We start from the raw sequence: 25,936 nt of genomic DNA on the forward strand, positions 1-25,936 counted from the left end.
TTAAAAATTCAGGAAGAATAAGTTTCAGTAGTTCTAGATAATTGTCCAAAAGTCTTTTTTTTTTTTACAAAAATCAGAATCTTTTTTTAATCATCACACACAACTTTTAGCAATGACCCATATTTTTCTAGGGGTTATGCGAGAATATAAAAACCAAAAAAGCCTTAAATCATTTATAATCAAATGTTTAAGGCTTTTTGGTGGTGGTGCCTCCAGGAATCGAACCAGGGACACAAGGATTTTCAGTCCTTTGCTCTACCAACTGAGCTAAGGCACCAGTTGCTTAATTAAGCGGGTGCAAATATAAATGCATTTTTTATATACGCAAAAAGAATTTGATAAAATTTGATTTTATAAATTTGCAATTAACAGAATTGATATGAATCTTATTGTAGATGTAGGGAATACATATGTTAAATTTGCTGTCTTTGATGATGAAAATTTAATTTATAAGCTAAGTTTTAAGCTTAATGGGTTTAAAATGCAGTATGAAATATTGAAAAAAGACTTTCCTAAGTTAAAAAAAGCAATTATTTCATCTGTTGGTAACTTGTCAAGTGAACAAGTTACACTCATAAGAAATGATTTTAATACGGTTGAGTTAACTTCAAAATTAAATTTCCCGTTTATAAACGATTATCAAACACCAACCACATTGGGTGTAGATCGAATTGCTTTGGTTTGTGCTTCTGTAAATCAATTTCCAAATAAAAATGTACTAATTATAGATGCTGGTACATGTATAACTTATGATTTTGTTACAAAAGACAATCATTATCTTGGTGGTGCTATTTCGCCAGGATTGAGGTTGCGTTATGTTTCGCTAAATAATTTAACAGCAAATCTTCCGTTATTAGAAACAAAGTTGCCTCATACTATTGTTGGAAACTCTACAGAATCATCAATTCATTCTGGTGTGGTAAATGGTGTTATTAAGGAAATAGATGGAATTATAGATCAATATCTAACAGATTATTCAGATTTAACAGTTATTTTAACAGGAGGAGATGCCAATTTTTTGTCAAACCAATTAAAAAATAGCATATTTGCGAATTCAAATTTTCTATTGGAAGGTTTGAATTTTATTCTAGAATATAATTCAAAATAATGATAAAACGATTCATTGTAATTTGTATTACAATTATAAGTTCTGCTGCTTTTGCACAACAAGGAACGGGTTCTCCATATTCATTTTATGGTATTGGGAGTCTAAAGTTTAACGGTACTGTAGAAAACCGTAGTATGGGAGGTATTGGTGTTTACTTAGATAGCATTCACGTTAATTTAAGAAATCCAGCGTCATATGCAGGTAAGAATGTTGAAGCATTTCCTTTTGATGGAGAAAGTAGACCTGTAAAGTTTACTGTTGCCGGAACCATGTCAGATGTGACATTAAAAAGCAATTCGGGTGAAGCAAAAACAAATAGTACAATCTTTGATTATATAGCCATGTCAATACCAGTTGGTAAATTTGGTTTTGGTTTTGGTTTAATGCCTTACACATCTGTTGGCTACAAGCTAGATGATATTAATAGTGATGGTTTTTTAGTAAATCGTTACAATGGTGAAGGTGGTGTCAATAGAGTTTTTGCTGGTTTGGGTTACCAAGTTACAGACAAATTAAGTGTTGGTGTAGACTTTAATTATAATTTTGGAAATATTCAGAATACAGGTCTTGAAATAAAATACACACCAGAAGGAGATTTGGTGCAATACCAAACTAGTGAGTTTAATAGGTCTGATTTAAGTGGTTTAAACTTTAATTTTGGTGTAGCTTACAAAACCATGATTAATGATAAGTTAGAGCTGTCTACAACCTTAACATATGCTCCAGAAAGTAAATTAAAGTCAGATAATATCAGGTCTTTTTCAACAGTTTCTTTAGATGCAACTACGTTAGAAATTTCGGGTGTGTCTAGTGAAATAGATGCGGACTTAGAGGCTCAAAACCTTGACCGTACCGATTTAACATTGCCGTCTACCTTATCTTTTGGTGCTGGTATAGGTGAACCTCAATCTTGGTTTGTAGGTGCAGAATATACATTTCAAAATTCAAGTAATTTTTCTAACCCTGTTTTTTCTAATCAAATTTCTGCTTTTGAAAATTCATCAAAAGTTGCTATTGGTGGGTTCTATATTCCAGATTACAAAGCGTTTTCAGGGTATTTTAAACGTATAGTTTATAGAGCTGGTTTTAACTTTTCAAATACCGGTTTAGTAATAAAAGATGAGTCAATTAATGAGTTTGGCATGTCTTTTGGTTTAGGTTTACCAGTTGGAAACCGAAGTTTATTTTCTAATGCCAATTTAGGCGTAGAGTTTGGAAGACGAGGAACAACTAATCAAAATTTAATTCAAGAGAATTTTGTAAACTTTAATGTAAGTTTATCTTTAAGCTCTAGATGGTTTAAACAAAAGAAGTATAACTAACAAAATTAATAAAAATGAAGACGAGAATTACAATACTACTTTTAGCGCTTTTTGCAAGTGTTAACATAGGAATTGCTCAAGATAATGATCAAGAAGAATGTATGAATAATCTATCAATATTTGATAGTTATGTGAAAAGTAAAAAATATGATGATGCTTACGGGCCATGGAAAATAGTTAGAGAGAAATGTCCTAAATTTAATAGAGCGATTTATGTACATGGTGAGAAAATACTGAAGGATAAAATAGAAAAATCTACAGGTGCAGAACAAATAGCTCACATTGAAGATTTAATGTTGTTATATGATCAAAGTAGAGAGCATTTTGAGTCTAAATATGATCTTGGTGAAATATTAGAAGATAAGGCAAACTTAGCTTATAAGTATAGAAAAGAGTTAAATAAGTCAGATCAAGAGTTATATAATATGTTTGACGAGGCATTTAAAAAAGATGCTAAAAACTTTGATAGTGCGATAGGTCTTTATACTTATTTTTCATTAGCTGTAGATTTATACGATGCTGGTGCAAAGACACCTGCAGATGCTCAAAAATTGTTTGATAAATATGATGATGTAAGCGAGCTTATTGAAAATTTAATCAACGGTTATACTAAAAGATTAAATGTATATGCCGAAAAAGAAGAAGCTGGAGAAGCTTTGTCTAAAAAGGAACAACAATATAAAAAGAGTTACGAGTCTAATATAGATGTGTTTGAAACTAAGATTTTAACAAGCATGGACAAGAAGCTTGGTGACAGAGCTAATTGTGAAGTCTTAATTCCTTTATATCAAAAAGATTACGAGCAAAATAAAGATGATGCTGTTTGGTTACAACGTGCCATGAATAAAATGGGGGAAAAGGAATGTACAGACGATCCTTTATTTGAAAAATTAGTTGAACAAAAAAATAAAGTTGAGCCTGATGCTAAAACAGCGTATTATTTAGGTGTTTTAAAAGAAAAGCAAGGTAAAATGTCTGAGGCTGATAAGTATTACAACCAGTCTTTTGATTTGGAAACAGATCCGCTTAAAAAATGGAAGCTTGTAATGCGTGTAGCTGAAAAGAATTACAAAAGAGGTAACTATGGTAAAGCAAGACAGCAATATATGGAAGCTTTAAAATTAAATCCTTCTAATGGTGGACCATATTTGAGAATAGCAGCTATGTACGCTAAAAGTGCAAACAACTGTGGAGACACTAACTTTAACAAAAGAGCTGTATTCTGGTTAGCTGCTAACGAAGCAGAAAAAGCTGGTAGAGTAGATGGAAGATTAAAATCTGTAGCCGCTAAAACAGCAGCTAGTTATAGAGCTAGTGCACCTACTAAACAAGAAATTTTTAGCGCTACTAATGCTGGTCAAACTATTAAAATAGGATGTTGGATAGGTCGTTCAGTAGTTGTACCAAAAGATTAATGAGAAAACAGTATTTACATATTATTAAAAACTTAGTCACAGCAATTGTTGTGACTTTGTTTTTTTCATGTAAAAACGATTTTGACGATGTTCAAAAAGTCGGTGTTTTACAAAATCAACCCATTGGTGAAACAGAGCATATCGATTTAAAATATACCGAGTTCAAAAAAGATACAGTGAGGTTGTTAGCCAATCTTTTAAGTCCTAAAATGTTAGACTATTCTAATAGAGATTTTGCATTTTCAGAATTCCCTAAAGGTATTGAGCTTAAGATTTATGACGAAAACAATAACCAAACTACTATAACGTCTAACTACGCTATTGCCTATACCGAAACTGATATTATAGATTTACGAGGTAATGTTGTAATTGCAACACCTGGAAAGGATACGTTATTTACAGAGCAATTATTTTATAATCAAAAGTTAGAATGGCTATTTACTAATGAGCCTTGGTTGTTTAATCGTGCTGTTGGTCCAATGCATGGTATTGGTTTTGATTCGGATAAAGAGTTTAAGAATTTTCAGATGTTAGAAATGGGAGGTGACTTTCAATTTGATAATTAACTATCTTTGTTTCTTAACCATTTTACTAAACACATGATTCTAGCGCATCATAAAATTGCAATGTTTTATAAATTGTACCATGCGCGAACAGGATGTGACAAATAAAAAACAATACATCAACACATGAAAATACAGAAGATTTTTCATTACGCTTACATTATTTTTGCTGTACTATTTTTATACGATGCCATTTCAAAATGGTCCGATAATAGAAATGGAGCATACATGTCATTGCTTTTTGCCGCATTGGCTACCTTTATGTTTTTCTTTAGAAAACGCTTCAGTAAAAAGTTTGAAGATCGTAATAATAAGTAATCTATGACTGCTGATATAGTCATAATTATAAGTACATTAATACTTTCTGCTTTTTTTTCTGGTATGGAAATCGCATATGTATCTGCGAATAAAATTCATATTGAGTTAGAGAAAAAACAAGGTGATTTTCTAGGGCAAATCTTAGGTAAACTTACAGCCAAACCTTCCAAGTATATTGCTACAATGCTTATAGGTAATAATATTGCCTTAGTTATTTATGGCTTTAAAATGGGTGATGTCCTTGTGCGATGGTTTAATACGATGTTACCTTCAGATAGTGCTGCTTTAAACTATTTATTTAATGACTTACAGCTGTTAACACAAACTGCAATTTCTACTCTGGTTATTCTATTTACTGCAGAGTTTTTGCCAAAAGTGTTTTTTCAAATCTATGCAAATACCTTATTAAAGGTTTTGGCATTTCCTACCTATATATTTTATGTGCTGTTTTCTTGGATTTCAGATTTTGTTATTTGGATTTCAGATGCTGTTTTAAAATATATATTTAAAGCAGAAGGAGAAGATGTTGTATTAGCAATGACTAAGGTTGAGCTAGGGAACTATATTACAGAACAAATGGAATCTGTTGAGAACCATGATGATGTAGATAGTGAAATTCAAATTTTTCAGAATGCTTTAGAGTTCTCAGATGTGAAAGCTAGAGAGGTTATGGTACCTCGTACAGAGATTACTGCTGTAGATATTTCTGAGTCTTTAGAGAATTTGAGGCAGTTATTTATAGATTCTGGTAGAACCAAGATTATTGTTTATAAAGATAGTATAGATGATATTTTAGGTTATGTACATTCTTTTGAATTGTTTAAAAAGCCAAAATCCCTAAAATCTATAATTATTCCGGTAGGTTTTGTACCTGAAACAATTCTGATTAAAGACGTTCTTAATATTTTAACTAAAAAGCGTCGTAGTATGGCTGTGGTTATTGATGAGTATGGAGGTACCTCTGGAATTATGACCGTTGAAGATATTATTGAAGAATTGTTTGGAGAGATTGAAGATGAGCACGATACTATTGAAATGGTTGAGGAACAAATTAATGAAAACACCTATAAATTTTCTGCAAGGTTAGAGGTTGATTATATTAATGAAACCTATAAAATAAATCTTCCAGAAAGTGAAAATTACGAAACCTTAGGTGGTTTAATTGTTAATGCTACTGAAGAAATTCCACAAGAAAATGACGATGTGCAAATCGATAACTTCAAATTTACAATTACAGAAGTGTCTTCAACAAAAATAGATGAAATCATCTTAAAAATACTTGAAGTAGATTAATGCATTTCTAACACTCATAAAAACTGCACTTCTCCTTTTATTATTTACAATAAAATACTATTTTCGCAGACTTATTTACACCAAAATTATACTATACAAAAAAGACTATGGCAGTTTTAAATAAAATTAGACAACGCTCACTGGTATTAATATTAGTAATCGCATTAGCGTTATTCGCATTTGTAATTGGAGATTTATTCAAAAACTCTGATGCCCTAACAGGTAGTTCGCAAGATGTTGTTGCTACTATTAATGGTACAGATATCAATCGTGCAGAGTTTCAACAAAAAGTAAAGAACTATCAAGAGAGAGCAGGTGGAAGACAAACGTCTACACAAGCTATGAATGTAATTTACAATCAAGAGCTTCGTAATATTGTTTTAAAATCTGAGTTTGAAGAATTAGGATTGTCTGTTGAAAAAGACGAAATGAGAGATTTGTTGAAAAATAGTTTTTCTTCTTATCCTGAGTTTCAAGATGAAAACGGAAACTTTGATGTTAACCGTTTAAATGCTTTTATTTCTAACTTAAGAGATCTAAATGGTCAAACTGCACCATTAGGTAACTTTATGGTTAATTATGATAGTTGGACAAATAATGAGCAGACTATTGCTGCAAATGCAATTCAGCAAACGTATTATAACATGATTAAAGCTGGGGTTAGTACAACTATAGCAGAAGCAGAAGAAGAGTATTTTGGTGATGCAAAAACGATAGATGTTCGTTATGTGCAAGTTCCTTATACAACAATTGCAGATAGTTTAATTGACGTTTCTAAAAGTGATATTCAAGCGTATATGAATAAGCACAAGGATACGTACGAAACAGATGCAACTAGAGAGGTTGTATATGTTGAGTTTAAAGAAGAGGCTTCTAAAGCTGATGAAGATAAAATAAAAGCAGACCTGTTAGCTTTAAAAGCTGATAAAACAGAATACAATGAAAGCAGTAAGAATACTGAAACAATTCCGGGATTTGATTCAGCTTCAGATATTGAGGAATTTGTAAACTCTAATTCAGATATCAAATACAATGACTCATTTTTAAGAGCAGATCAATTACCAGCTGTAGCTAAGGATACTTTACTTAAATTAAATGTTGGTGATTATTATGGTCCATATAAAGATGGCGAATACTACAAGTTATCTAAAGTTATTGCAAAAAAGCAAATGCCAGACTCGGTAAAAGTTCGTCATATCTTAATTCCTAATGTTGGTGGTACAAGAGCAGATGCATCTGTAACAAAGACGCCAGAAGAAGCAAAGAAAACGGCTGATAGTATTTTAGCAAAAATCAACAGTGGAACTAAATTTATGGATTTATTAGAATTATCTTCTGATAAAGTAAGTAATGAGCAAGATGGTGAAATTGAATTTGATTACAAAGCAGGTATGGCACCAGAATTTAAAGCTTACGCTTTTGATAACAAAGTAGGTGATGTAGATGTTGTTCAAACATCTTTTGGATATCATGTGATTGAAATTTTAGAGCAAAAGAGCTTTAACCAAACTGTAAAAGTTGCAACTATAGCAGATAAAATTGAGCCATCAGATCAAACACTTCAAGATGTGTTTAATAAAATGTCTAAGTTTGAAATTGCTTCTAAAGATGGTGATTTTAATGCTTTAGCAAAAGAACGCGAATTAACAGTTAAGCCAATTACATTTAATGAGCTTGATGAAAATATACCAGGTTTAGGAAGTCAGAGAGAAGTAGTGCGTTGGGCATTTGATGACGATACTGATACTGGAGAATTTAAGAATTTTGCAATATCTAATTTCGGATTTATTGTTGCTAAATTAGTTGAGAAAAAAGAAAAAGGTTTAATGAGTACAGAAGATGCTTCTATTACTGCATTACCAGAAATAAGAAAAGAAAAGAAAGCGAAAATGATTCGCGAAAAGATAACTGGAACAACATTAGCAGATATTTCTAAAAACCAGGGTCAGAGTATAAAGACTGCAGCAGCTATCACAATTAAAAATACAACTTTATCAGGAGCTGGTGTTGAACCTAAAGTTGTAGGAGCTGCATTTGGATTAGCCCAAGGTGAAACTTCTAAGCCAATTGATGGCGAAAAAGGAGTTTATGTAGTTGAGGTAACTAAAGTGAATGAAGCAACAAAATTAGACAACTATACTGCTATTATGAACAGGTTAAATACTGAACGTAGAAATAAAGTACAGACTAAAGTTTTTACAGCTTTAGAAAATGCAGCAGAAATAGAAGATAATAGAGCTAAGACAGTTTATTAATCGACTTTAAATAAATTATTTAAAAAGGCTTAACAGAAATGTTAAGCCTTTTTTTATGAGTACACCTTTGGTTATTGTGTATGTCATTTATAAAACGATATCTGTATAAGGAATAATAGTCTCAAATCCTTTAGTATTAAAATAATTGGTAGGATTGTCTTGAGAAGCCACTAAAACGAAATCACCTCCCCAAGCCCCTAAACTTTTTACTGCGCCTTTAAAATCTATAAATAATCGGTCTTTAATAGGAGTTTGTTCTATAAGGTTAGCAATGATATGTTCATGAGATTCAATTAGATTTTTAAATTCTAAAAACGAATTACATTTAATCATTTCTTCTGTAATAGCATTGAGCTTTGTTATGCTGTCAGTGTTAATTTTACCTAATGTTTTATAGGCCGATATACCATCTCTACTATTTTGTTTTTGATTGAGATATATAAAATAGAGATGCTGTTTAAATTCTGGGTGAAAATTTACAGGTTTTACTAGAGGGCTTTGTTTAGGTTGTAGCTGAAATGTAATAGGAGTCTCATTTTGAGCACAGGCAATATCATATCCACTACCACCAAAAGTTTTTTCGAGTAATTTATAGGCATCAACATTTGCCCAAATAGCGATATTGTTAATTAAGGTAGAAGAGGTGCCTAATCCCCAAAGTCTATTAAAATCTTGGTAAGTGGTAATATTGTAACCTTGGTTGGACGCTAAAAACTCAGGATTTAAGTTTTTAGTCGCTTTTAAAATTTGTAATAAACGTGCTTTGATGTTATCAGCAGGCTTATTTTTTTGAATACTAGCGGTAATCTCATCATAAGTAATTGAGCATTGAAACCAAATTTCTTCAAGTTCATTAAAACTCTTCCAATGTATTAGATTAGAATGATTAGGTTCAATAACCAAACTCTGTCCATATTTAGTAGGAATAGCTAAAGCTTTTGCTCCGTCTAAAACAGCGTATTCAGCTGTGAGTAATAATTTTCCGTTACTTCTATATGTTGTAGCCTTTGGGTTCAAAGTTTTGGTTTTAGGATTTTTCTACGCTCTTATGTTTTTTATAGCCTCAACAACAGCGCTATGAGTAACGACATTAGTTTTAAAATGTTCAACAAGTTTTATTTTTTCATCATCTGTAGCTTCAAACTGATTTAGAATATTCATCAAATGCATTTTCATATGACCTTCTTGTATCCCAGTAGTGGTTAAAGATTTTACAGCACCAAAATTTTGAGCCAATCCTGCAACAGCAACAATTTTCATTAGGTCTTTTGCAGTTGGTTTCTGTAGCATCTCTAATGAGAATTTGACTAAAGGATGTAAACTCGTTAAGCCACCAACAGTTCCTAAGGCTAATGGGATTTCAATCCAAAATTTAAAAATATCATCAGTAATTGAACAATGTGTTAAGCTAGAATAGCTGCCATCTTTTGCAGCATAGGCATGTACTCCAGCTTCAACAGCTCTAAAATCATTTCCTGTAGCTAAAACAACAGCATCAATACCATTCATAATACCTTTATTGTGCGTTACGGCTCTATAAGGTTCTATTTCAGCAATATTAATGGCCTGTTTAAATTTTTGTGCAAATTCTTCAGGATTAGGAATATCTTTACTTTTTAAATCTTCTATTTTACAAGATACTTCAGCGCGTACTATACATTGTGGTACGTAATTAGAAAGAATACTCATTACAACAGAAAGATCTTTCTCTTCAGTATTAAAATCATCAAACTTTAACGCTTCGTTTTTAAAAGTTGTAGCAAACTGCTCTAAACAGGTATTGATGAAATTGGCTCCCATCGCATCCAGAGTTTCAAAAGTGGCATGTAGCTGGTAATAATTAGGTAAATCTTGAGACTTGTTTCGTAATTGAATATCTAATATACCACCTCCTCGGCGTTCCATGCTTTTAGTTATGGAAGCTGTGTCACTAATAAGTTTAGGTTTTACATGTTTAAAAAAGGCTTTAAGTTTGTTAAAATCGCCTTTATATATAAAATGAACTTGACCAATTTTTTCGGTAGATAATACTTCGGCTTTAAAACCACCGCGATCTAGCCAAAACTTAGCAGCTTTACTTGCGGCAGCAATAACAGAGCTTTCTTCAATTGCCATTGGGATGGTGTAAGTGGTCTCATTAATTAAGAAATTAGGAGCAACACCCAATGGTAAGTAGTAATTAGTAATGGTGTTTTCAATAAACTCATCGTGTAATTTTTGAAGTTTATCGTCTGAGTTCCAATACTGTTTTACAAGTGCTCTTGCATTATCTTTATCTGTGAAATACGTGTTTAAAAGCCATTCGATCTTTTGGGATTTAGAAAGCTTAGAAAAGCCAGAAATGGTATTTGGCATGTTGGTTCTTATTTTTGAAAAAACAAAGATACTAGGATTGGTGTAAAATGTGTGCATAAACCATTGTAAATGCCGATTTACTGTTAATAATAGCGATTTTTTGCATAATTTTTAGTAAACTTGGCATTGCTTTATTAAAACATAAAATTTATAAATTGAGCATGCTAAAAATGTTATCGCACAAAAGAATGATTAGTAGCGAATCACGTGCAACTTTTTGTAAATAATAAATACATATACATGAAATTAAGACACCTTGCAGCTGTTTTTTGCTTTTTAATGACCTCTCTCGTTTTTTGTCAAGAAAAACAAATCACACTTCAAGATATTTGGAGTGGGACTTTTAGAACAGAAGGGATGCAAGCCTTACACTCAATGGCTAATGGAAATCAGTATTCAGTGTTGAATTTCGATAGGCAAAGCAGAACATCTACCATAGATATTTACGATTATAAAACTTTAGAAAAAGTAAAAACCTTAGTGTCTTCAGCTGATATTTCTGAGATTCAAGGTTTTTTTGATTATTCATTTAGTGAAGACGAATCTAAAATAATTCTCACTACAAAATCACAACCCGTTTTTAGACGCTCTACGTTGGGTGAATATTATATTTATGATGTGGCATCAAAAAAAGTGACTAAAGTATCAGAAGATTTAGTACAAGAACCAACATTGTCGCCAGACGGAACAAAAGTAGCTTACGGATTTGAAAATAATTTATTTGTAAAGGATTTAACATCTGGAAACGTAGAACAGTTAACTACAGATGGCGAAAAAAACAAGATTATTAATGGTATAACGGATTGGGTTTACGAAGAGGAATTTAGCTTTGTTAGAGCTTTTGATTGGAATACAGATAGCAATCAAATTGCATTTATAAGATTTGACGAGTCTGAGGTTCCTGAATTTTCTATGGATGTTTATGGTTCAGATTTATACCAAACACAACATGTTTTTAAATACCCAAAGGCAGGTGAAGCAAACTCTAAAGTGTCTTTACATCTGTACGATTTAGATTCTAAAAAACTAACAGAGTTAAGTGAAGACAGGCCTGATGATTTTTATATTCCAAGATTAAAATGGACCAATGAGGCTAATGTTTTGAGTGTTCAGTTTATGAACCGTCATCAAAATGAATTAGAACTTTGGTTGTTTGATACCAAGGATAAGTCTATGACTAACGTCTTGAAAGAAAAAGATAAAGCTTATATAGATGTGACTTTTAATTTAACGTTTTTAAAGGACAACAGTTTTATTTGGACAAGTGAGTTAGATGGTTTTAATCATATTTATCATTATTCAAAAGAAGGAACATTAATAAATCAGGTGACTAAAGGCACTTGGGAAGTTACCAATTACTATGGTTTTAATGAAAAAGCGAATACTATTTACTACCAATCTACAGAAAATGGTTCTATAAATAGAGATGTATATTCCATACAATTAAACGGGAAAAACAAAAAGCGTCTTACTAATAAAACTGGAACAAATAGCGCTTCATTTAGTGCAGATTTTACATATTTTATTAATACGTTTTCTAGTGCAACAGTACCGTATGAATATACTCTGCACACTTCAAAATCTGGTAAATTGATAAAATCTATTAAAGATAATAGAAGTTTAGCAAAACAATTAGAAGGCTATGTCATGTCTAAAAAAGAGTTCAGTACTATTTCTGTAAATGGTAATGATTTAAATATGTGGACTATTAAACCTAAAGATTTTGATGCCAATAAAACCTACCCTTTGTTTATGTATCAATATTCTGGACCAGGTTCACAACAAGTAGCTAACCGTTGGAATAGTGCAAACGATTATTGGTATCAAATGTTAGCACAGCAAGGTTATATTGTAGTTTGTATTGATGGTAGAGGTACAGGGTTTAAAGGTGCAGCTTTTAAGAAAGTTACTCAAAACGAATTGGGGAAATACGAAGTCGAAGACCAAATTGAAGCGGCCAAACAATTAGGTAAATTGGATTATATTGATGCTGAAAGAATAGGGATTTGGGGATGGAGTTATGGAGGTTTTATGAGTAGCAATGCACTATTGAAAGGGAACGATGTTTTTAAAATGGCTATAGCAGTTGCTCCAGTAACGAGTTGGAGGTTTTATGATACAATTTACACCGAACGTTACATGACTACTCCGCAAGAAAACCCAAGTGGTTATGACGAAAATTCTCCAATAAATCATGTAGATAAATTAAAAGGAGATTATTTATTGATTCACGGTACAGGCGATGATAATGTTCATGTACAAAATACCATGCGAATGGTTGAAGCTTTAATTCAGGCAGATAAGCAATTTGAATGGATGATTTATCCAGATAAAAATCACGGCATCTATGGTGGAAACACTAGATTACACCTTTATAAAAAGATGACAGATTTTATTCATCGTACATTGGGTGAGTAATTAGATTAAGTAAGCGCTTATGTGAGTGAAAAAAGGAACTAATCTGCTTTCTCACAAAAGCAAATTATGAGAAGAAAATAAAAATTTGATTTAAAAAAGAATAAACTAACTAACTGAAATTTTATAAACCTAAAAATTAAACTTATGAGCCAAGAAAATGATCCGTCTTTAATCAAGCATCTCAAAAAGCAAGGTATTGATGACTCTATGGTAATGGGACATCCTGCAGGATTGTTCGTGTTGTTTTTTACAGAAATGTGGGAACGCTTTAGTTACTATGGAATGCGAGCACTGTTAACGGTATTTTTAATAACAGAAATTGGCAAAGGAGGCTGGGAATGGACTAATGCCGATGCTATGCAATTATATGCTTGGTATACAGGTCTTGTTTATTTAACTCCATTGTTAGGAGGTTTGTTAGCCGATAAATTTACTGGGTTTAGAAAAGCAATTTTATTAGGTGCATTAATTATGACTTTAGGACATGCTTCTATGGCCTTTGAAGGTATAAGCCCTAATTTTTTCTACGCAGGACTTGTAATGATGATTTTAGGAAATGGTTTGTTTAAGCCAAATATTTCATCAATGGTAGGAAATTTATATCCAGATTCAAGTTCTAAAAAAGATGCTGGTTATACTATATTTTATATGGGTATTAACGCAGGTGCTTTCTTAGGAATGTTACTTTGTGGGTACATTGGTGAAAAAATAGGATGGCATTATGGATTTGGATTGGCTGGTGTATTTATGCTTTTTGGAATGTTACAATTCTATTTTGGACGTAATATATTTGGTGTTATTGGTGAAACACCTAAAAAACAATTTGAAGCAGATTTAGATAAGATTGTAGACGAGGAAGAGGAAATTGAGACTCCTGCTAATATTGTAAGAGATAGATTAGTGGTTGTTGGAGTATTAATGGTTGCTAGTATTTTCTTCTTCTTTGCTTTTGAACAAGCAGGTGGATCTATGACTGTTTTTGCTAAAGATTACACACAAAGAGTTTTAGAGGGTAACTCTGGTGTTATTTTTAAATGGATAGATGCTATTTTAACTATTTTTCCAATTATAATAGTATCTTGGGTATTATTTAGTTTAGGTAAGAAAATATATAAGACGTATCCGTTAACGATTATTTTTACAGGGATATCTTTTGTAATTATATGGTTTTTAGGTGGCTGGAAAGTATATAGAGAGTTTAGTCTTGAGCAAACAGAAGTAACAGTTTCTTGGTTTCAAATTCTTAATTCATTCTTTATTATCACATTAGCGTCTTCGTTTAGTAAAATATGGGAAAAGGTATGGAATCCATCTGGTCCAGTTAAATTTGCAATGGGTTTAGCTTTAGTCGGAATTGGATTTGTTGTTTTATCTATAGGTGCTAACAGTATTCCACAAGGAGCAACTAGTGCTTCGGTTAGTATGATATGGTTAATATTAGCCTATTTTTTCCATACAACAGGAGAATTATGTCTATCACCAGTAGGACTGTCTTATGTCTCTAAATTATCACCTAAACGTTTAGCAGGTTTATTATTTGGACTTTGGTTTACAGCTTCGGCAATTGCCAACTTTATTGCAGGAATGACAGGGTCATATATCGATAAGATCTCACAAACTTACTCTATGTCTACTTTCTTCTTAATTATTGCATCGATACCTATTTTTGCAGCAGTGATTTTATTGATTTTAAATCCGAAATTGAAGAAAATGATGCATGGAATCAATTAATTATTGCAACTAATTATAATCTATCCTTTATATAATGAATACAGACATCGAAAATTTATTTAAAGATAAGGTCATCGGGCATCCAGCAGGATTGTTCGTGATATTTTTTACAGAAATGTGGGAACGCTTTTCATTCTATGGAATGAAAATATTACTAGTGTTATTTTTAACAGCACCTTTTTTAAGTGATAATCCTGGATGGGAATGGTCAAGAGAAAATGCTTTGGCACTAATTGGTACATATTCTTCATTACTGTATTTAACTCCAATAGTTGGAGGATGGTTGGCTGATAAATACACAGGCTATAAATGGGCGGTTATTATTGGCTGTTTTATTATGATGCTTGGTCATGCCTTTATGGTCTTTGAAACACCTTGGTCCTTATATTTAGGCTTAGCATTGTTGGTTATTGGTACTGGTTTTTTTAAGCCTAATATGACATCAATGATTTCTGAAATGTATAAAGGAAAAGAGTCTAAAAAAGATGGAGCATATACTATTTATTACATGGGAGTGAATGCTGGTGCCTTTTTTGGAATGATGCTTTGTGGTTATTTAGCTGAAAATTTAGGCTGGAGTTATGGATTTGGACTTGCAGGTATTTTTATGCTTGGAGGATTAATTCAGTTTTGGTTGGCAAAAGATTTATTTGGTTTAATAGGTGAGCGACCTTCTAAGGTTCACGAAGTGGAATTACCACAGAACATTAATGAAGAAAGTCCTAAAGAGCATGATTTGGAGGCAGTTCCAGAAAAATTAAATCCTTTTACTTCTGTAGATAAAATTTTAATTCTTTTATCTTCAATTGGTGGTGTACTTTATTTATTCAATGATCCATTGTCTAAAATTGGAAATATTAATTTATTAGATTTTCAATTGTTTGGATTAGATGGATCTAATTTTATTGTGTTGTTAGCGTTGGTTCTGTTTTTATACTTAATTACAACAAGAATTCTAAGATACAATCCAATAGTAAGAGATAAGATTATTGCAGTAGGTATATTTGGTATCTTTACTGTGTTTTTCTTTACAGCTTTTGAACAATCTTTAGGTTCAATGACTTTATTTGCTAGAGATTATACCGATAGAGTTTTAGAAGGTTCGTCTGCAACTATATTTAAAATAATAGATTCTATTCTTACAGTAGTTCCATTAATAATTATTTCATGGGTATTGTATTTATTGTTTAAAAAGACGTTCAAAAAGATTCCGTATTCAAATATTGTTTTAGGCTTAACATTCGTGTTTTTATGGGCGGTTGTATTTTATAAAATTAATAATGAATTCAGCAAAGACGCTACAGAAGTTGGGGCGTCGTGGTTTGGTATTTTAAATTCATTTTTTATAATTACGCTCGCGCCACTATTTTCTAAATGGTGGGAAAGTAAATATAACCCTAGTGTAGCAATGAAATATGGTATGGGTTTAATGCTATTAGGTTTAGGATTTGGTGTTTTAGTGTTTGGTACAATGGGAATTGAACCAGGTGCACAAACAGCATCAGTTAGTATGATATTCTTAATACTTGCCTACTTACTGCATACTATGGGGGAATTATGTATTTCTCCAGTTGGTCTTTCTTACTTGAGTAAATTGGTTCCAGGAAGAATGATTGGCTTCATGTTTGGGATATGGTATTTAGCCATAGCTATTGGTAATAAAGCAGCTGGTTCAATGGGAGGTATGATTGATAAAATTACAGCAGAGTATTCATTAAGTACTTTCTTTTTGATTTTTACACTAGTTCCCGCTGGAGTTGGTGTTATATCAATGTTACTTAACCCTGTGTTGAAAAAATTAATGCACGGTGTTAAATAACAAAAACCGTTAAAAATATCAGAAATGCTCCTAAAAAGGAGCATTTTTTGTAAGTTCGGCTTATTATTTGCAACAAATTGAATATGATGAAAAAAATAACATTAGGATTAATAGCTGTTTTTGCGTTGTCGTTTACAGCAATAGCACAAGAGATTAATTGGATAACTATGGATGAAGCTTTAGAACTTCAGAAAAAAGAACCCAAAAAAATATTTATGGATGTTTATACCAATTGGTGTGGACCATGTAAAATGCTTGATAAGAACACATTTCAGAACGCAGATGTGGCTGCTTATGTAAATAAACATTATTATGCTGTAAAATTTAATGCAGAAGGTAATGAAGAAGTAACCTATAAGGATAATACTTTTAGAAACCCTAATTACGATGCAACTAAAGCGAATAGACGAAATAGTGCACACGAATTTTCGAGATATCTACAGGTTAGAGCATATCCAACAATGGTCTTTTTTGATGAAGAAGGAGGCGTGATTTCGCCTGTTCAAGGCTATTTAAAGCCGCAACAATTAGAATTGTATCTAAAGATATTTCAAAGTGATAAGTATAAAGAAATGACTACGCAAGAGCAGTTTAATGAATATTACAAATCATTTGAGCCAACCTTTAAAGAATAAAAAATTATTCAATTATAAAAGCTCCCTTTTCGTTAGTTTGATGGAAAGGGATTTTTTTATGCCTACAAGTCGCTTTCCAACGTTTTAAATAAGATTTGTAATTGCTTGCATCTGCAATGATTAGTTGTGGTTTTAGGCTGTCAATTACTCTGTTGAGATTGAGCTTTGGCGAATTTCGCAATAAGATATAATTGGGTTGAAATGTAATGCCTTTATAGATGCCCAAACTATCTATGGCTAGAATCACCTTGTCTTTGTATTGGTAAACAGATTGTAAACTGTCAGAAATTATAAAGTTTAACGATTCGCCTATTTTATAATTCTTTATTGCATAATCTGATTCTAGTTTTGTAGAATCTAAATTATGATATATGGTTAATTTTTTGTGTTGTTTGAAGCCAATCATTGTTTTACGACTTTTATTAAATACAACGAAAGCATCGTTTTGAATTTTATATTTGTTGTAAAAGTTAACTCCCTGAAGTATAATTATAGCAATTAAACTAGTCGCTGTCCATTTAAAATTTCTGAATTTGTAAAGCTGGACTAAGCCTATAATTATTATATAACAAACAATAACTTGAGGCATTGTAAACGGAATATCTCTAAATAGAAAGTTTTCATATTGAGCTACCCAAGCTATAAATCCATTTAAACTATCAATTATAAAACTATAAATAGAGACTATGGAGCTATGAAGCATATTCATAAGAGCGAGAGCAATAACAAGCAATCCCAATCCGAGTATTATCCCTAAAAACGGAATGACAACTAGATTTGAAATAAAAAACAAACCAGGAAACTGATGAAAATAAAACAAACTAATTGGTACAACTCCTGCTTGAGCAGCTAAAGTAACTGTAAAAATTTGCCAAGGTTTATCTATAATCCAATATTTGGGTTTCCAAAGGTTATAAATAATAGGTTGGATACTTACAATTCCAAGTACAGCTAAATAACTCATTTGAAATCCAACAGCAAACAAAAATGTAGGTTCAATCAGTAATATCCAAAATGCAGAAATGACCAAAGTATTATAAATATTTGTCCGTCGTTTTAGATGCATAGCAATACTAATAATGCTAAACATTGTTACTGCTCTTGTAACAGATGGAGATAAGCTAGCAATAACTGCAAAACTCCATAGTATAATGACTAAGACAAAAGGTCTGATAAAATGACCATACTTAAGATAGAGTAGTGGTTTAAATAATGCATTTAAGATCCATAAAATAAGACCTACATGTAAGCCTGAAACCGCTAAAATATGAATGGTTCCTGAGTTGACATAATTATTATATATTGTTTTGTCAATTGTTTGTCGTTGGCCTAATAACAGTGCATTCATAATACTAAGCACTTCATCTTCAAATCCGGCTTTAGCTAAATTAATATTGATTTTTCTTCGCAATGCATCGGCATAACCATATATGGTAGATTTAGAATCTGATAATTGTAAAATAGTTGTAGAATTTAGATATAATTGATGGTGTACCTGTTGTAGTTCTAGGTACTTATTATAATCAAATTGATGCGGGTTTAATGGTTTTTGAATTTGTTTTAATTCTGAAGAAGTAAAGAAAACGTCATCAATACTTATGTGTTTTGGAATACTGTCGCGCTTAATATTAATTAATAAACGACCTATTGCTGTTTTATCATTAAATGATTTTATGGTTGCAATATATTTATCGTTATAAGCATCTGGTTTTAGACGTTCTTTAATTTTAAAAACAATAGTGTTATAGTTTTCAGAAGAACTTAAATTTGTGTAGTGTTGTGGCCTTAATTTTTCGTTTTGGATATTGTAGGAGGTCATTCCAACTCCTGTCATACATAGATATGCTATAATTCCAAAAAGAGGAGAACGGTTAATTTTTGATTTTAACATTAACCAACAAATGCCAAGTAAACTTACTAAAGCAATGGTTACATATAAAACATATTGGAAATTCAATTTCAGATGATGAGCTAAAAGAATCCCAACGGCCAAACAAATGGTCAGTTTTATTATGGTAAAATTTAGTAACTTCATGATTGTGAGTTACTAAGATAAAAATAAAAAATGTAATTACAGCACGCGTCTTGCCTGTACAAAAGAGTAATACCAATATTTTTCAGCTAACGAAGAAATCATAACACCTCTACTGCTCGAGGCGTGAAGGAATTCAACATTTCCTGTTCTTACATTGGTTACAATACCAACATGATTCACTTTTCTACTGTTTTTATTAGTAGCAAAAAACACTAAATCTCCAACATTAACTTCTTTTAAGTCTATCCAATCTCCCGTACTTTTAAGTCCAGATGTGGTTCTTGGTAAGGTAACATTGTATTTTTTATAACTCGTGTAAATTAAACCAGAGCAATCCATGCCTTTTTTGGTAGTGCCGCCATATTTATAACGTGTGCCATCAAAGGTCTTGGCATATTTTACAATGGTTTCTGCTTCGGCAGAAGGTTTTGTTTTGGTATTAACTTTTACAGTATGCGTTTGGCTTTTTTTACTAGAGTATGATTTTTTAGATTTACAGCTACTTACAAGTAAAATAAGGCATATAAGTGTAATTGTTTTTTTCATTTATTCTTTTTTTAGTCTTTAGTTTTAACCGCTTCATAAATTAGTTTAGCGGTTTGTGCACTAGCTCCTCGTCCGCCCAATAGTTGCTCTAATTCGTAATAATCTAAAAAGAGTTGTTCTCGTTTTTTGGTATCTAAAATAGCAGTTAATTCTTTTTTTAGTCGTGTTTTGTTTAAATCTCCTTGAATGAGTTCTGTTACGACTTCCCTGTCCATAATTAAGTTCACCAGCGAAATATATTTTAAAGTAATAATTCGTTTAGCAATTTGATATGAAATAGCATTGGCTTTATAGCATACAACTTGTGGTACTTTAAATAATGCGGTTTCAAGGGTTGCAGTTCCTGAAGTCACTAAAGCTGCTGTCGAAATACTCAATAAATCATAGGTTTTATTAGAAATAAATTTAATGTTTTTCTTTTTAATAAAACTTTTATAAAACTCGTAGTCTTGACTAGGAGCACCAGCAATTACAAATTGATAATCTTTAAAATCATCAACTAAACTTAGCATAACACCAAGCATTTTTGTGATTTCTTGTTTTCGACTTCCAGGTAATAATGCAATAATAGGTTGGTCGTTAAGATTATGTGTCTTTCTAAAAACGCTGTCATCAACTTGAGGTCTATCTGCAATAGCATCAATTAAAGGGTGTCCAACAAAATGAACATCGTAGTTGTATTTTTTGTAGAATGCTTTTTCAAAAGGAAGGATGCAATACATCGCATCTACATACTGCTTTATTTTTTCAACTCTACTTGCTCTAGAAGCCCAAACTTGAGGGGAAATATAATAATGCGTTTTAAAATTAAGTGCTTTTGCCCATTTTGCTATTCTAAGATTAAAACCGGAATTGTCAATAAAAACAATAACATCGGGTTGAAATGTTTCAATATCAGCTTTACAAAATTTTATTTGACCTAAAACTTTCCTGAGGTTAAGAATCACTTCAGCAAACCCCATAAATTGACGCTCTTTATAATGCATTACCAATTCTCCTCCAACGCTTTGCATAAGATCTCCACCCCAAAATCTGATGTTGGCTTCCTTATCTTGTTTAAATAAGGCTTTCATAAGATTAGAACCATGCAAGTCTCCTGAAGCTTCTCCAGCAATGATATAATACTTCATTCGTTTAAATTAGGTTTGTGTTGTTTTAATCATTCAAGTTCCAAGTATTTAATTTTTGAATGGTGTGGTGCGCTGTTAAATCGAAATGAACAGGAACAACAGAAACATAACCGTGTTCTAAAGCCCATTCGTCCGTATCTTCACCTTTGTCCATATTTACAAATTTACCTGTTAGCCAATAATATTCGCGTCCAGATGGATTAGTACGCTTGTCAAACTCTTCTTTCCAATTCGCTTTTGCTTGTCGGCAAACTTTAATACCTTTTATAGCCTCTTTTTCAAGGTTTGGAAGATTGACGTTTAATACAACGCCATCTGGTAAACCATGTTCCAGAACTTGTTTCGTTATGGTTTCTATAAAAGGCTTACAATGTTCAAAATTAGCATTCCAATTGTAATCCAAAAGAGAAAAACCGATGGCAGGAATACCTTCAATACCAGCTTCTAAAGCAGCACTCATTGTGCCAGAATAAATAACATTTATTGACGAATTAGAGCCGTGGTTAATTCCTGAAACACAGATGTCTGGTCGTCGTTCTAAAATTTCATTTACTGCTAGTTTTACACAATCTGCAGGAGTTCCTGAGCAACTGTATTCGGGTTGTTTGCCATCAATCGTTACTTTTTCCATGTGTAAAGTAGAATTAATGGTAATGGCATGTCCCATGGCGCTTTGTGGACTATCTGGCGCAACTACTACAACATCTCCAATAGTATGCATTACTGAAATTAAGGTTCTAATTCCTGGGGCTGTAATACCATCATCATTGGTAACTAAAATTAAAGGGCGTGCAGACATTTCGTACAAAGAATTAATGAATTGTAAAAATAGTAAAAAGCTTTGGTTTTATACATTATATCGTGTTTAACAAAAAATTAGTGTCTCGTTTTTTTATGGCACGATTTTTTCATCTATTTTAGTGAAAAATTGAAGTCTACTTAAAGTAGATATTTAAAATAATAAAAATGAATTGCTTCTTTCTAAAGTTTTTTAATGGAAACTATGAGGTAAAAGCAAAACTCATTTTTACCAAATCAAACAATAAATAAAAGAAAAATGAAAGGGAATTATAAGTTTTTACTGCTAGCGTTGTTAATAGCGTTCGCTTCATGCAGTTTTACAACTAAGAAATTTGAAGATCCAGATAAAGATAAATTGCTTATACAACTTATTACGTATCTCTTAGATCAAGGTCATTTTGATCCAAAAGATATTAATGATGATTTTTCAACGCATGTTTTTGACGTTTATTTAAATAATTTAGATCCGTTTAAACGTTACTTCTATGAATCAGATATCGAAGAATTTGAAGCATATAGGGATAAAATAGACGATCAAATTAAAGCTTATGACGTCTCGTTTTTTAACCTTACACACGAACGCCTGTTGCAGCGTATTCAAGAATCTAAAAAGATTTACACAGATGTGTTAGAAAAGCCTTTCGATTTTTCAAAAGAAGAAAATTATAATGCAGATTATGAAGCACTCACTTATGTTACAAATAAGCGAGAAATGAAAGAACGTTGGAGGCAACAACTTAAGTTTTCTACTATTGCTAATTATGATGATGCTCTTTCTCAGCTTTCTTCTGATAAAGAGTCAGGTGAAGAAGCAAAACCAAAAGAGAAGAAGTCAATTAAAGAAGTAGAAGCTGAAGCACGATTAACAACCAAAAAATCATTAGATGAGCTTTACGATTACATTGAGGACAGAAGACGTCAAGATTGGTTTTCTGTATATATTAATGCTATTGTAGAAGAGTTTGATCCACATACGTTTTACTTTGCGCCAGAAGACAAAGAGCGTTTTGATAGAGATATTTCTGGGAAATTTGAAGGAATAGGCGCACGTTTACAAAAGAAAGTTGACGGTATCATGGTCAATGAAATTATAAGTGGTGGACCTGCTTGGAGAGCCAATGAATTGGAGGTTGGCGACCAGATTCTTAAGGTGAAACAAGAGAATGAAAAAGAAGCAGTTAACGTCGTTGGTATGCGTTTAGATGATGCTATTAAATTTATTAAAGGTCCAAAAGGAACTGTTGTAACATTAACTTTAAAGAAAGTAGATGGTACTATTCAAGATATATCTATTAAGCGAGATGTTGTAGAGTTAGAAGAAACCTATGCAAAATCGTCTATAGTAGAAAAAGAGGGTAAAACCTTTGGTATTATTAATTTGCCTAAGTTTTATATCAGTTTTGAAGATTATAACGAAAGAAATGCAGCTTCAGATATTAAACAAGAAATTTTAAGATTAAAAGAACAAGGTGTTGAAGGTTTGGTGATGGATTTAAGAAATAATGGAGGTGGTTCTTTACAAACAGTTGTAGATATAGCAGGCTTATTTATTGAAGAAGGTCCTGTTGTGCAAGTAAAAACTACAGGTGAAGCTAAAGAAGTGCTTAGTGATAAAGATAAATCAATAGTTTGGGATGGACCGTTAGTTATTTTAGTTAACGAATTATCGGCTTCGGCTTCTGAGATTTTAGCGGCAGCAATGCAAGATTATAAACGAGGAATTGTTATTGGTAGTAAACAAACCTATGGTAAAGGTACTGTGCAAACGGTATGGGATTTAAACCGAATGGTAAGGAATAATACGAAAGGAGATATGGGAGCCTTGAAGTTTACAACTCAGAAATTTTATAGAATAAATGGTGGTTCAACGCAATTAGAAGGAGTTAAGAGTGATGTAGTGGTTCCGGATCGTTATAGCTATATTGATATTGGTGAAAAAAACCAAGAAAACCCATTGCCATGGGATAAAATTGATGCAGCAGATTATGATGTTTGGGAAAATTATTTTGATTATGAAACCACAATTAGCAAGAGTAAAGCGCGTATGGCAGCAAATGAGCAGCTAAAACTTATAGATGCTAATGCGCAGTGGGTTAAAAAAATAAGAGACCGTGAAACTTATTCGTTAAACTATGATGCCTATAAAAAGGAAATGGAAATTAATGAAGAAGAAGCCAAGCGTTTTTCGAAATTATCAGAATATAAAACAAACCTAACTTTTAACTCCTTGCCTTACGAATTAAAATTGATGGATAAAGATTCTGTGTTAATGGAAAAAAGAAACCGTTGGCATACAGCTTTATCAAAAGACGTATATGTAGAGGAAGCTATAAATGTACTTAATGACTTAAGAATGACTTATGCTATTAAAAATAAAGTAGCAAATTCTGTGAAGAATTAATGTTATAAATGAGCAATCAAAGTAATTCATTATCAAAACTGGCGCTTCAAAAGTTCAAAAAAAACTTTTGGGGCGTTTTTAGTATGGGAGTTATTGCTTGTATTGGGTTAATTTCTGTATTTGCATATCTGTTTGCTCCTGATGCTTCAAAAAATGCAAATCAGATGCATTTGTCTATTCATTCTAAACCACCTGGATTTCAAGTTCAAATGTTAACTATTCCATCAGGAATTGAAACAGAACAAAACTTTTTTTCAAAATTATTTTTAGGATCTAACAATACAGATACTGAAATCCCTATTCAATCTTACAGCTTAAAAAATGGTGTTTTACATTATGTGGAATATGCTTCTGATGGATTACAAGGTATAGAAAAGCAAATAGAGTTGTCAAGGTTTCCAGATTCCAATTTCAATGATTATATAGAGAACAGAAGCTTTGTTTTTGGTACGGATAAATATGGAAGAGATTATTTAAGCCGAGTTTTAATAGGTTCTCGTATTTCTTTCTTTATTGGTTTTGTCGCTGTTTTTATATCGTTAATAGTTGGACTGTTAATGGGAAGTTTGGCTGGTTATTACGGTGGAAAGGTCGATGCTTTTATTATGTGGGTTATTAATATCACATGGTCTATTCCAACCTTATTATTAGTTATTGCTATTACTTTAGCCTTAGGTAAAGGTTTTTGGCAAGTTTTTATAGCTGTAGGGTTAACAATGTGGGTAGAAGTGGCAAGAGTAGTAAGAGGGCAGATTATAAGTGCTAAAGAAATGCAATATGTAACCGCAGCAAGAGCTTTGGGGTATAATGATTACAGAATCATAACAAAACACATCTTGCCTAATGTTTTTGGACCCTTAATTGTGATTTCAGCGGCTAATTTCGCTGCTGCAATTTTAATAGAAAGTGGATTGAGTTTTTTAGGCATTGGTGCGCAACCGCCAATGGCAAGTTGGGGGGCTATGATAAAAGATCACTATAATTATATCATATTAGGAAAACCATATTTGGCTTTAATACCTGGCTTTTGTATTATGTTATTAGTGATGGCTTTTATGTTGGTTGGTAATGCACTTAGAGATGCTTTAGATGTAAAGACCTAGTTTTTTATATTACAGACTAGACCTTAATTGTTCAATCTCTTCATTTGTCGTTGCAATAAACTCTAAAACGTCGTCTTTGCCAATGCTTTTAGATGAAGATGTTATAAAATAAGGAGGTAGTTCTTCCCAAAATTTAAGCAATTCTTTGCAATATTCGTCTACTTGTCGCTCTATGGCCTTAGGTTTTAATTTGTCTGCTTTGGTAAATATAATCCCAAAAGGAATTTCACTTTCTCCTAAATACTGCATAAATTCTAAATCAATAGGTTGCGGTTTGTGTCTCACATCTACCAATACAAATGCAGAAACGAGTTGCTGACGTTGTTCAAAATAATTAGTAATAAACTTCTGAAACTTTTGCTTAGAACTCTTAGAAACACGAGCATAACCATAACCAGGTAAATCTACCAAATACCAATCTTCATTAATGATAAAATGATTGATTAATTGTGTTTTTCCGGGTCTTCCAGATGTTTTTGCTAAACTTTTCCTGTCGGTTAGCATATTTATAAGTGAAGACTTTCCAACATTACTTCTACCTATAAAAGCGTATTCGGGTAAGTTGTTTTTAGGACACTTTTCCACTTCGGAATTACTAACTACAAATTCAGCTGATTTTATTTTCATCTCTCGTTCCTAACAAAGTAGGAATCTTTTAAATTAAACTTAAGGTAATATATATGCGTAT

20 protein-coding genes and 1 tRNA gene are annotated in these 25,936 nt (G+C 32.0%); 13 read left to right on the plus strand and 8 right to left on the minus strand.

What is annotated here, in order from left to right; genetic code table 11:
• Window positions 1–201: 201 nt before the first annotated feature.
• Window positions 202–277: transfer RNA gene (locus VDP25_RS13400), tRNA-Phe, on the minus strand.
• Between the two features lie 102 nt (window positions 278–379).
• Here VDP25_RS13400 and VDP25_RS13405 point away from each other — a divergent pair.
• The 7 genes from VDP25_RS13405 (at window position 380) to VDP25_RS13435 (ending at window position 8,274) form a co-directional block, all read left to right on the plus strand.
• Window positions 380–1,108 carry a type III pantothenate kinase gene (locus tag VDP25_RS13405; protein ID WP_334470605.1) on the plus strand — a complete coding sequence of 243 codons (729 nt, stop codon included), beginning with the start codon at window positions 380–382 and terminating at the stop codon, window positions 1,106–1,108.
• Window positions 1,108–2,430, plus strand: a complete 1,323-nt coding sequence (locus VDP25_RS13410) for an outer membrane protein transport protein (protein ID WP_334470607.1) — start codon at window positions 1,108–1,110, stop codon at window positions 2,428–2,430. Before VDP25_RS13405 ends, VDP25_RS13410 begins: the two co-directional genes overlap by 1 nt.
• A gap of 14 nt (window positions 2,431–2,444) precedes the next feature.
• A complete protein-coding gene (locus tag VDP25_RS13415; protein WP_215927209.1) occupies window positions 2,445–3,845 on the plus strand; it encodes a tetratricopeptide repeat protein in 1,401 nt (466 codons plus the stop codon).
• On the plus strand, window positions 3,845–4,411 hold the full coding sequence (gene lptC / locus VDP25_RS13420; protein WP_334470609.1) for an LPS export ABC transporter periplasmic protein LptC: 567 nt from the start codon (window positions 3,845–3,847) through the stop codon (window positions 4,409–4,411). The genes VDP25_RS13415 and lptC overlap by 1 nt, the downstream gene beginning before the upstream one ends.
• A gap of 123 nt (window positions 4,412–4,534) precedes the next feature.
• Window positions 4,535–4,726 (plus strand): hypothetical protein, encoded by a 192-nt coding sequence (locus tag VDP25_RS13425; protein ID WP_215927213.1) that lies wholly within the window; start codon window positions 4,535–4,537, stop codon window positions 4,724–4,726.
• A 3-nt stretch (window positions 4,727–4,729) separates the two neighbouring features.
• Window positions 4,730–6,019, plus strand: coding sequence for a hemolysin family protein (locus tag VDP25_RS13430; protein ID WP_215927215.1), 1,290 nt, complete (start codon window positions 4,730–4,732; stop codon window positions 6,017–6,019).
• Between the two features lie 107 nt (window positions 6,020–6,126).
• Window positions 6,127–8,274: a peptidylprolyl isomerase gene (locus tag VDP25_RS13435; RefSeq protein WP_334470612.1), complete on the plus strand. Its 2,148-nt coding sequence runs from the start codon at window positions 6,127–6,129 to the stop codon at window positions 8,272–8,274.
• Between the two features lie 87 nt (window positions 8,275–8,361).
• Here the strand turns inward: VDP25_RS13435 and VDP25_RS13440 are convergent, their stop codons facing one another.
• Window positions 8,362–9,291 carry a GYDIA family GHMP kinase gene (locus VDP25_RS13440; RefSeq protein ID WP_334470614.1) on the minus strand — a complete coding sequence of 310 codons (930 nt, stop codon included), beginning with the start codon at window positions 9,289–9,291 and terminating at the stop codon, window positions 8,362–8,364.
• 21 nt (window positions 9,292–9,312) lie between these two features.
• Window positions 9,313–10,686, minus strand: a complete 1,374-nt coding sequence (locus VDP25_RS13445; protein ID WP_334470616.1) for a hydroxymethylglutaryl-CoA reductase, degradative — start codon at window positions 10,684–10,686, stop codon at window positions 9,313–9,315.
• A gap of 183 nt (window positions 10,687–10,869) precedes the next feature.
• Here VDP25_RS13445 and VDP25_RS13450 point away from each other — a divergent pair, with 183 nt between their 5' ends.
• The 4 genes from VDP25_RS13450 (at window position 10,870) to VDP25_RS13465 (ending at window position 17,232) form a co-directional block, all read left to right on the plus strand.
• On the plus strand, window positions 10,870–13,047 hold the full coding sequence (locus tag VDP25_RS13450) for a S9 family peptidase (RefSeq protein WP_334470618.1): 2,178 nt from the start codon (window positions 10,870–10,872) through the stop codon (window positions 13,045–13,047).
• 207 nt (window positions 13,048–13,254) lie between these two features.
• Window positions 13,255–14,778: a peptide MFS transporter gene (locus tag VDP25_RS13455; protein ID WP_334470777.1), complete on the plus strand. Its 1,524-nt coding sequence runs from the start codon at window positions 13,255–13,257 to the stop codon at window positions 14,776–14,778.
• Window positions 14,779–14,812: 34 nt separating this feature from the next.
• Window positions 14,813–16,597, plus strand: a complete 1,785-nt coding sequence (locus tag VDP25_RS13460) for a peptide MFS transporter (protein ID WP_334470620.1) — start codon at window positions 14,813–14,815, stop codon at window positions 16,595–16,597.
• A gap of 86 nt (window positions 16,598–16,683) precedes the next feature.
• Entirely contained in the window at window positions 16,684–17,232 is a 549-nt protein-coding gene (locus VDP25_RS13465; protein ID WP_334470779.1) for a thioredoxin family protein, read from the plus strand.
• 4 nt (window positions 17,233–17,236) lie between these two features.
• On the opposite strand, the gene VDP25_RS13470 is transcribed toward VDP25_RS13465, so the two are convergent.
• From VDP25_RS13470 to surE, 4 genes are read right to left on the minus strand one after another with little or no spacing between them, the layout of a single operon-like run.
• The gene (locus tag VDP25_RS13470) at window positions 17,237–19,267 is read right to left on the minus strand and encodes a ComEC/Rec2 family competence protein (protein ID WP_334470622.1); all 2,031 of its coding nucleotides are present in this window, start codon (window positions 19,265–19,267) and stop codon (window positions 17,237–17,239) included.
• Window positions 19,268–19,303: 36 nt separating this feature from the next.
• Window positions 19,304–19,813: a C40 family peptidase gene (locus VDP25_RS13475; protein ID WP_215927230.1), complete on the minus strand. Its 510-nt coding sequence runs from the start codon at window positions 19,811–19,813 to the stop codon at window positions 19,304–19,306.
• A gap of 11 nt (window positions 19,814–19,824) precedes the next feature.
• The gene (lpxB, locus tag VDP25_RS13480; RefSeq protein WP_334470625.1) at window positions 19,825–20,943 is read right to left on the minus strand and encodes a lipid-A-disaccharide synthase; all 1,119 of its coding nucleotides are present in this window, start codon (window positions 20,941–20,943) and stop codon (window positions 19,825–19,827) included.
• Window positions 20,944–20,968: 25 nt separating this feature from the next.
• Window positions 20,969–21,742, minus strand: coding sequence for a 5'/3'-nucleotidase SurE (gene surE, locus VDP25_RS13485; RefSeq protein ID WP_334470627.1), 774 nt, complete (start codon window positions 21,740–21,742; stop codon window positions 20,969–20,971).
• A 258-nt stretch (window positions 21,743–22,000) separates the two neighbouring features.
• Here surE and VDP25_RS13490 point away from each other — a divergent pair, with 258 nt between their 5' ends.
• Window positions 22,001–24,145 (plus strand): carboxy terminal-processing peptidase, encoded by a 2,145-nt coding sequence (locus VDP25_RS13490; RefSeq protein ID WP_334470629.1) that lies wholly within the window; start codon window positions 22,001–22,003, stop codon window positions 24,143–24,145.
• Between the two features lie 8 nt (window positions 24,146–24,153).
• Entirely contained in the window at window positions 24,154–25,248 is a 1,095-nt protein-coding gene (locus tag VDP25_RS13495) for an ABC transporter permease (protein WP_334470631.1), read from the plus strand.
• Window positions 25,249–25,257: 9 nt separating this feature from the next.
• On the opposite strand, the gene yihA is transcribed toward VDP25_RS13495, so the two are convergent.
• Window positions 25,258–25,875: a ribosome biogenesis GTP-binding protein YihA/YsxC gene (yihA, locus tag VDP25_RS13500; protein WP_334470633.1), complete on the minus strand. Its 618-nt coding sequence runs from the start codon at window positions 25,873–25,875 to the stop codon at window positions 25,258–25,260.
• Between the last annotated feature and the right edge of the window lie 61 nt (window positions 25,876–25,936).

The sequence above is a fragment of the Winogradskyella sp. ECml5-4 genome (assembly GCF_036903175.1).
GTDB classification, from domain to species: domain Bacteria; phylum Bacteroidota; class Bacteroidia; order Flavobacteriales; family Flavobacteriaceae; genus Winogradskyella; species Winogradskyella damuponensis.

Coding starts and splice junctions, on each gene's coding strand:
- surE (WP_334470627.1), bottom strand. CDS start 21,742: ATGTCTGCACGCCCTTTAATTTTAGTTACCAATGATGATGGTATTACA.
- lpxB (WP_334470625.1), bottom strand. CDS start 20,943: ATGAAGTATTATATCATTGCTGGAGAAGCTTCAGGAGACTTGCATGGT.
- VDP25_RS13495 (WP_334470631.1), top strand. CDS start 24,154: ATGAGCAATCAAAGTAATTCATTATCAAAACTGGCGCTTCAAAAGTTC.
- VDP25_RS13490 (WP_334470629.1), top strand. CDS start 22,001: ATGAAAGGGAATTATAAGTTTTTACTGCTAGCGTTGTTAATAGCGTTC.
- yihA (WP_334470633.1), bottom strand. CDS start 25,875: ATGAAAATAAAATCAGCTGAATTTGTAGTTAGTAATTCCGAAGTGGAA.
- VDP25_RS13445 (WP_334470616.1), bottom strand. CDS start 10,686: ATGCACACATTTTACACCAATCCTAGTATCTTTGTTTTTTCAAAAATA.
- VDP25_RS13470 (WP_334470622.1), bottom strand. CDS start 19,267: ATGAAGTTACTAAATTTTACCATAATAAAACTGACCATTTGTTTGGCC.
- VDP25_RS13405 (WP_334470605.1), top strand. CDS start 380: ATGAATCTTATTGTAGATGTAGGGAATACATATGTTAAATTTGCTGTC.
- VDP25_RS13415 (WP_215927209.1), top strand. CDS start 2,445: ATGAAGACGAGAATTACAATACTACTTTTAGCGCTTTTTGCAAGTGTT.
- VDP25_RS13475 (WP_215927230.1), bottom strand. CDS start 19,813: ATGAAAAAAACAATTACACTTATATGCCTTATTTTACTTGTAAGTAGC.
- VDP25_RS13450 (WP_334470618.1), top strand. CDS start 10,870: ATGAAATTAAGACACCTTGCAGCTGTTTTTTGCTTTTTAATGACCTCT.
- VDP25_RS13425 (WP_215927213.1), top strand. CDS start 4,535: ATGAAAATACAGAAGATTTTTCATTACGCTTACATTATTTTTGCTGTA.
- VDP25_RS13410 (WP_334470607.1), top strand. CDS start 1,108: ATGATAAAACGATTCATTGTAATTTGTATTACAATTATAAGTTCTGCT.
- VDP25_RS13460 (WP_334470620.1), top strand. CDS start 14,813: ATGAATACAGACATCGAAAATTTATTTAAAGATAAGGTCATCGGGCAT.
- VDP25_RS13455 (WP_334470777.1), top strand. CDS start 13,255: ATGGTAATGGGACATCCTGCAGGATTGTTCGTGTTGTTTTTTACAGAA.
- VDP25_RS13465 (WP_334470779.1), top strand. CDS start 16,684: ATGAAAAAAATAACATTAGGATTAATAGCTGTTTTTGCGTTGTCGTTT.
- lptC (WP_334470609.1), top strand. CDS start 3,845: ATGAGAAAACAGTATTTACATATTATTAAAAACTTAGTCACAGCAATT.
- VDP25_RS13435 (WP_334470612.1), top strand. CDS start 6,127: ATGGCAGTTTTAAATAAAATTAGACAACGCTCACTGGTATTAATATTA.
- VDP25_RS13430 (WP_215927215.1), top strand. CDS start 4,730: ATGACTGCTGATATAGTCATAATTATAAGTACATTAATACTTTCTGCT.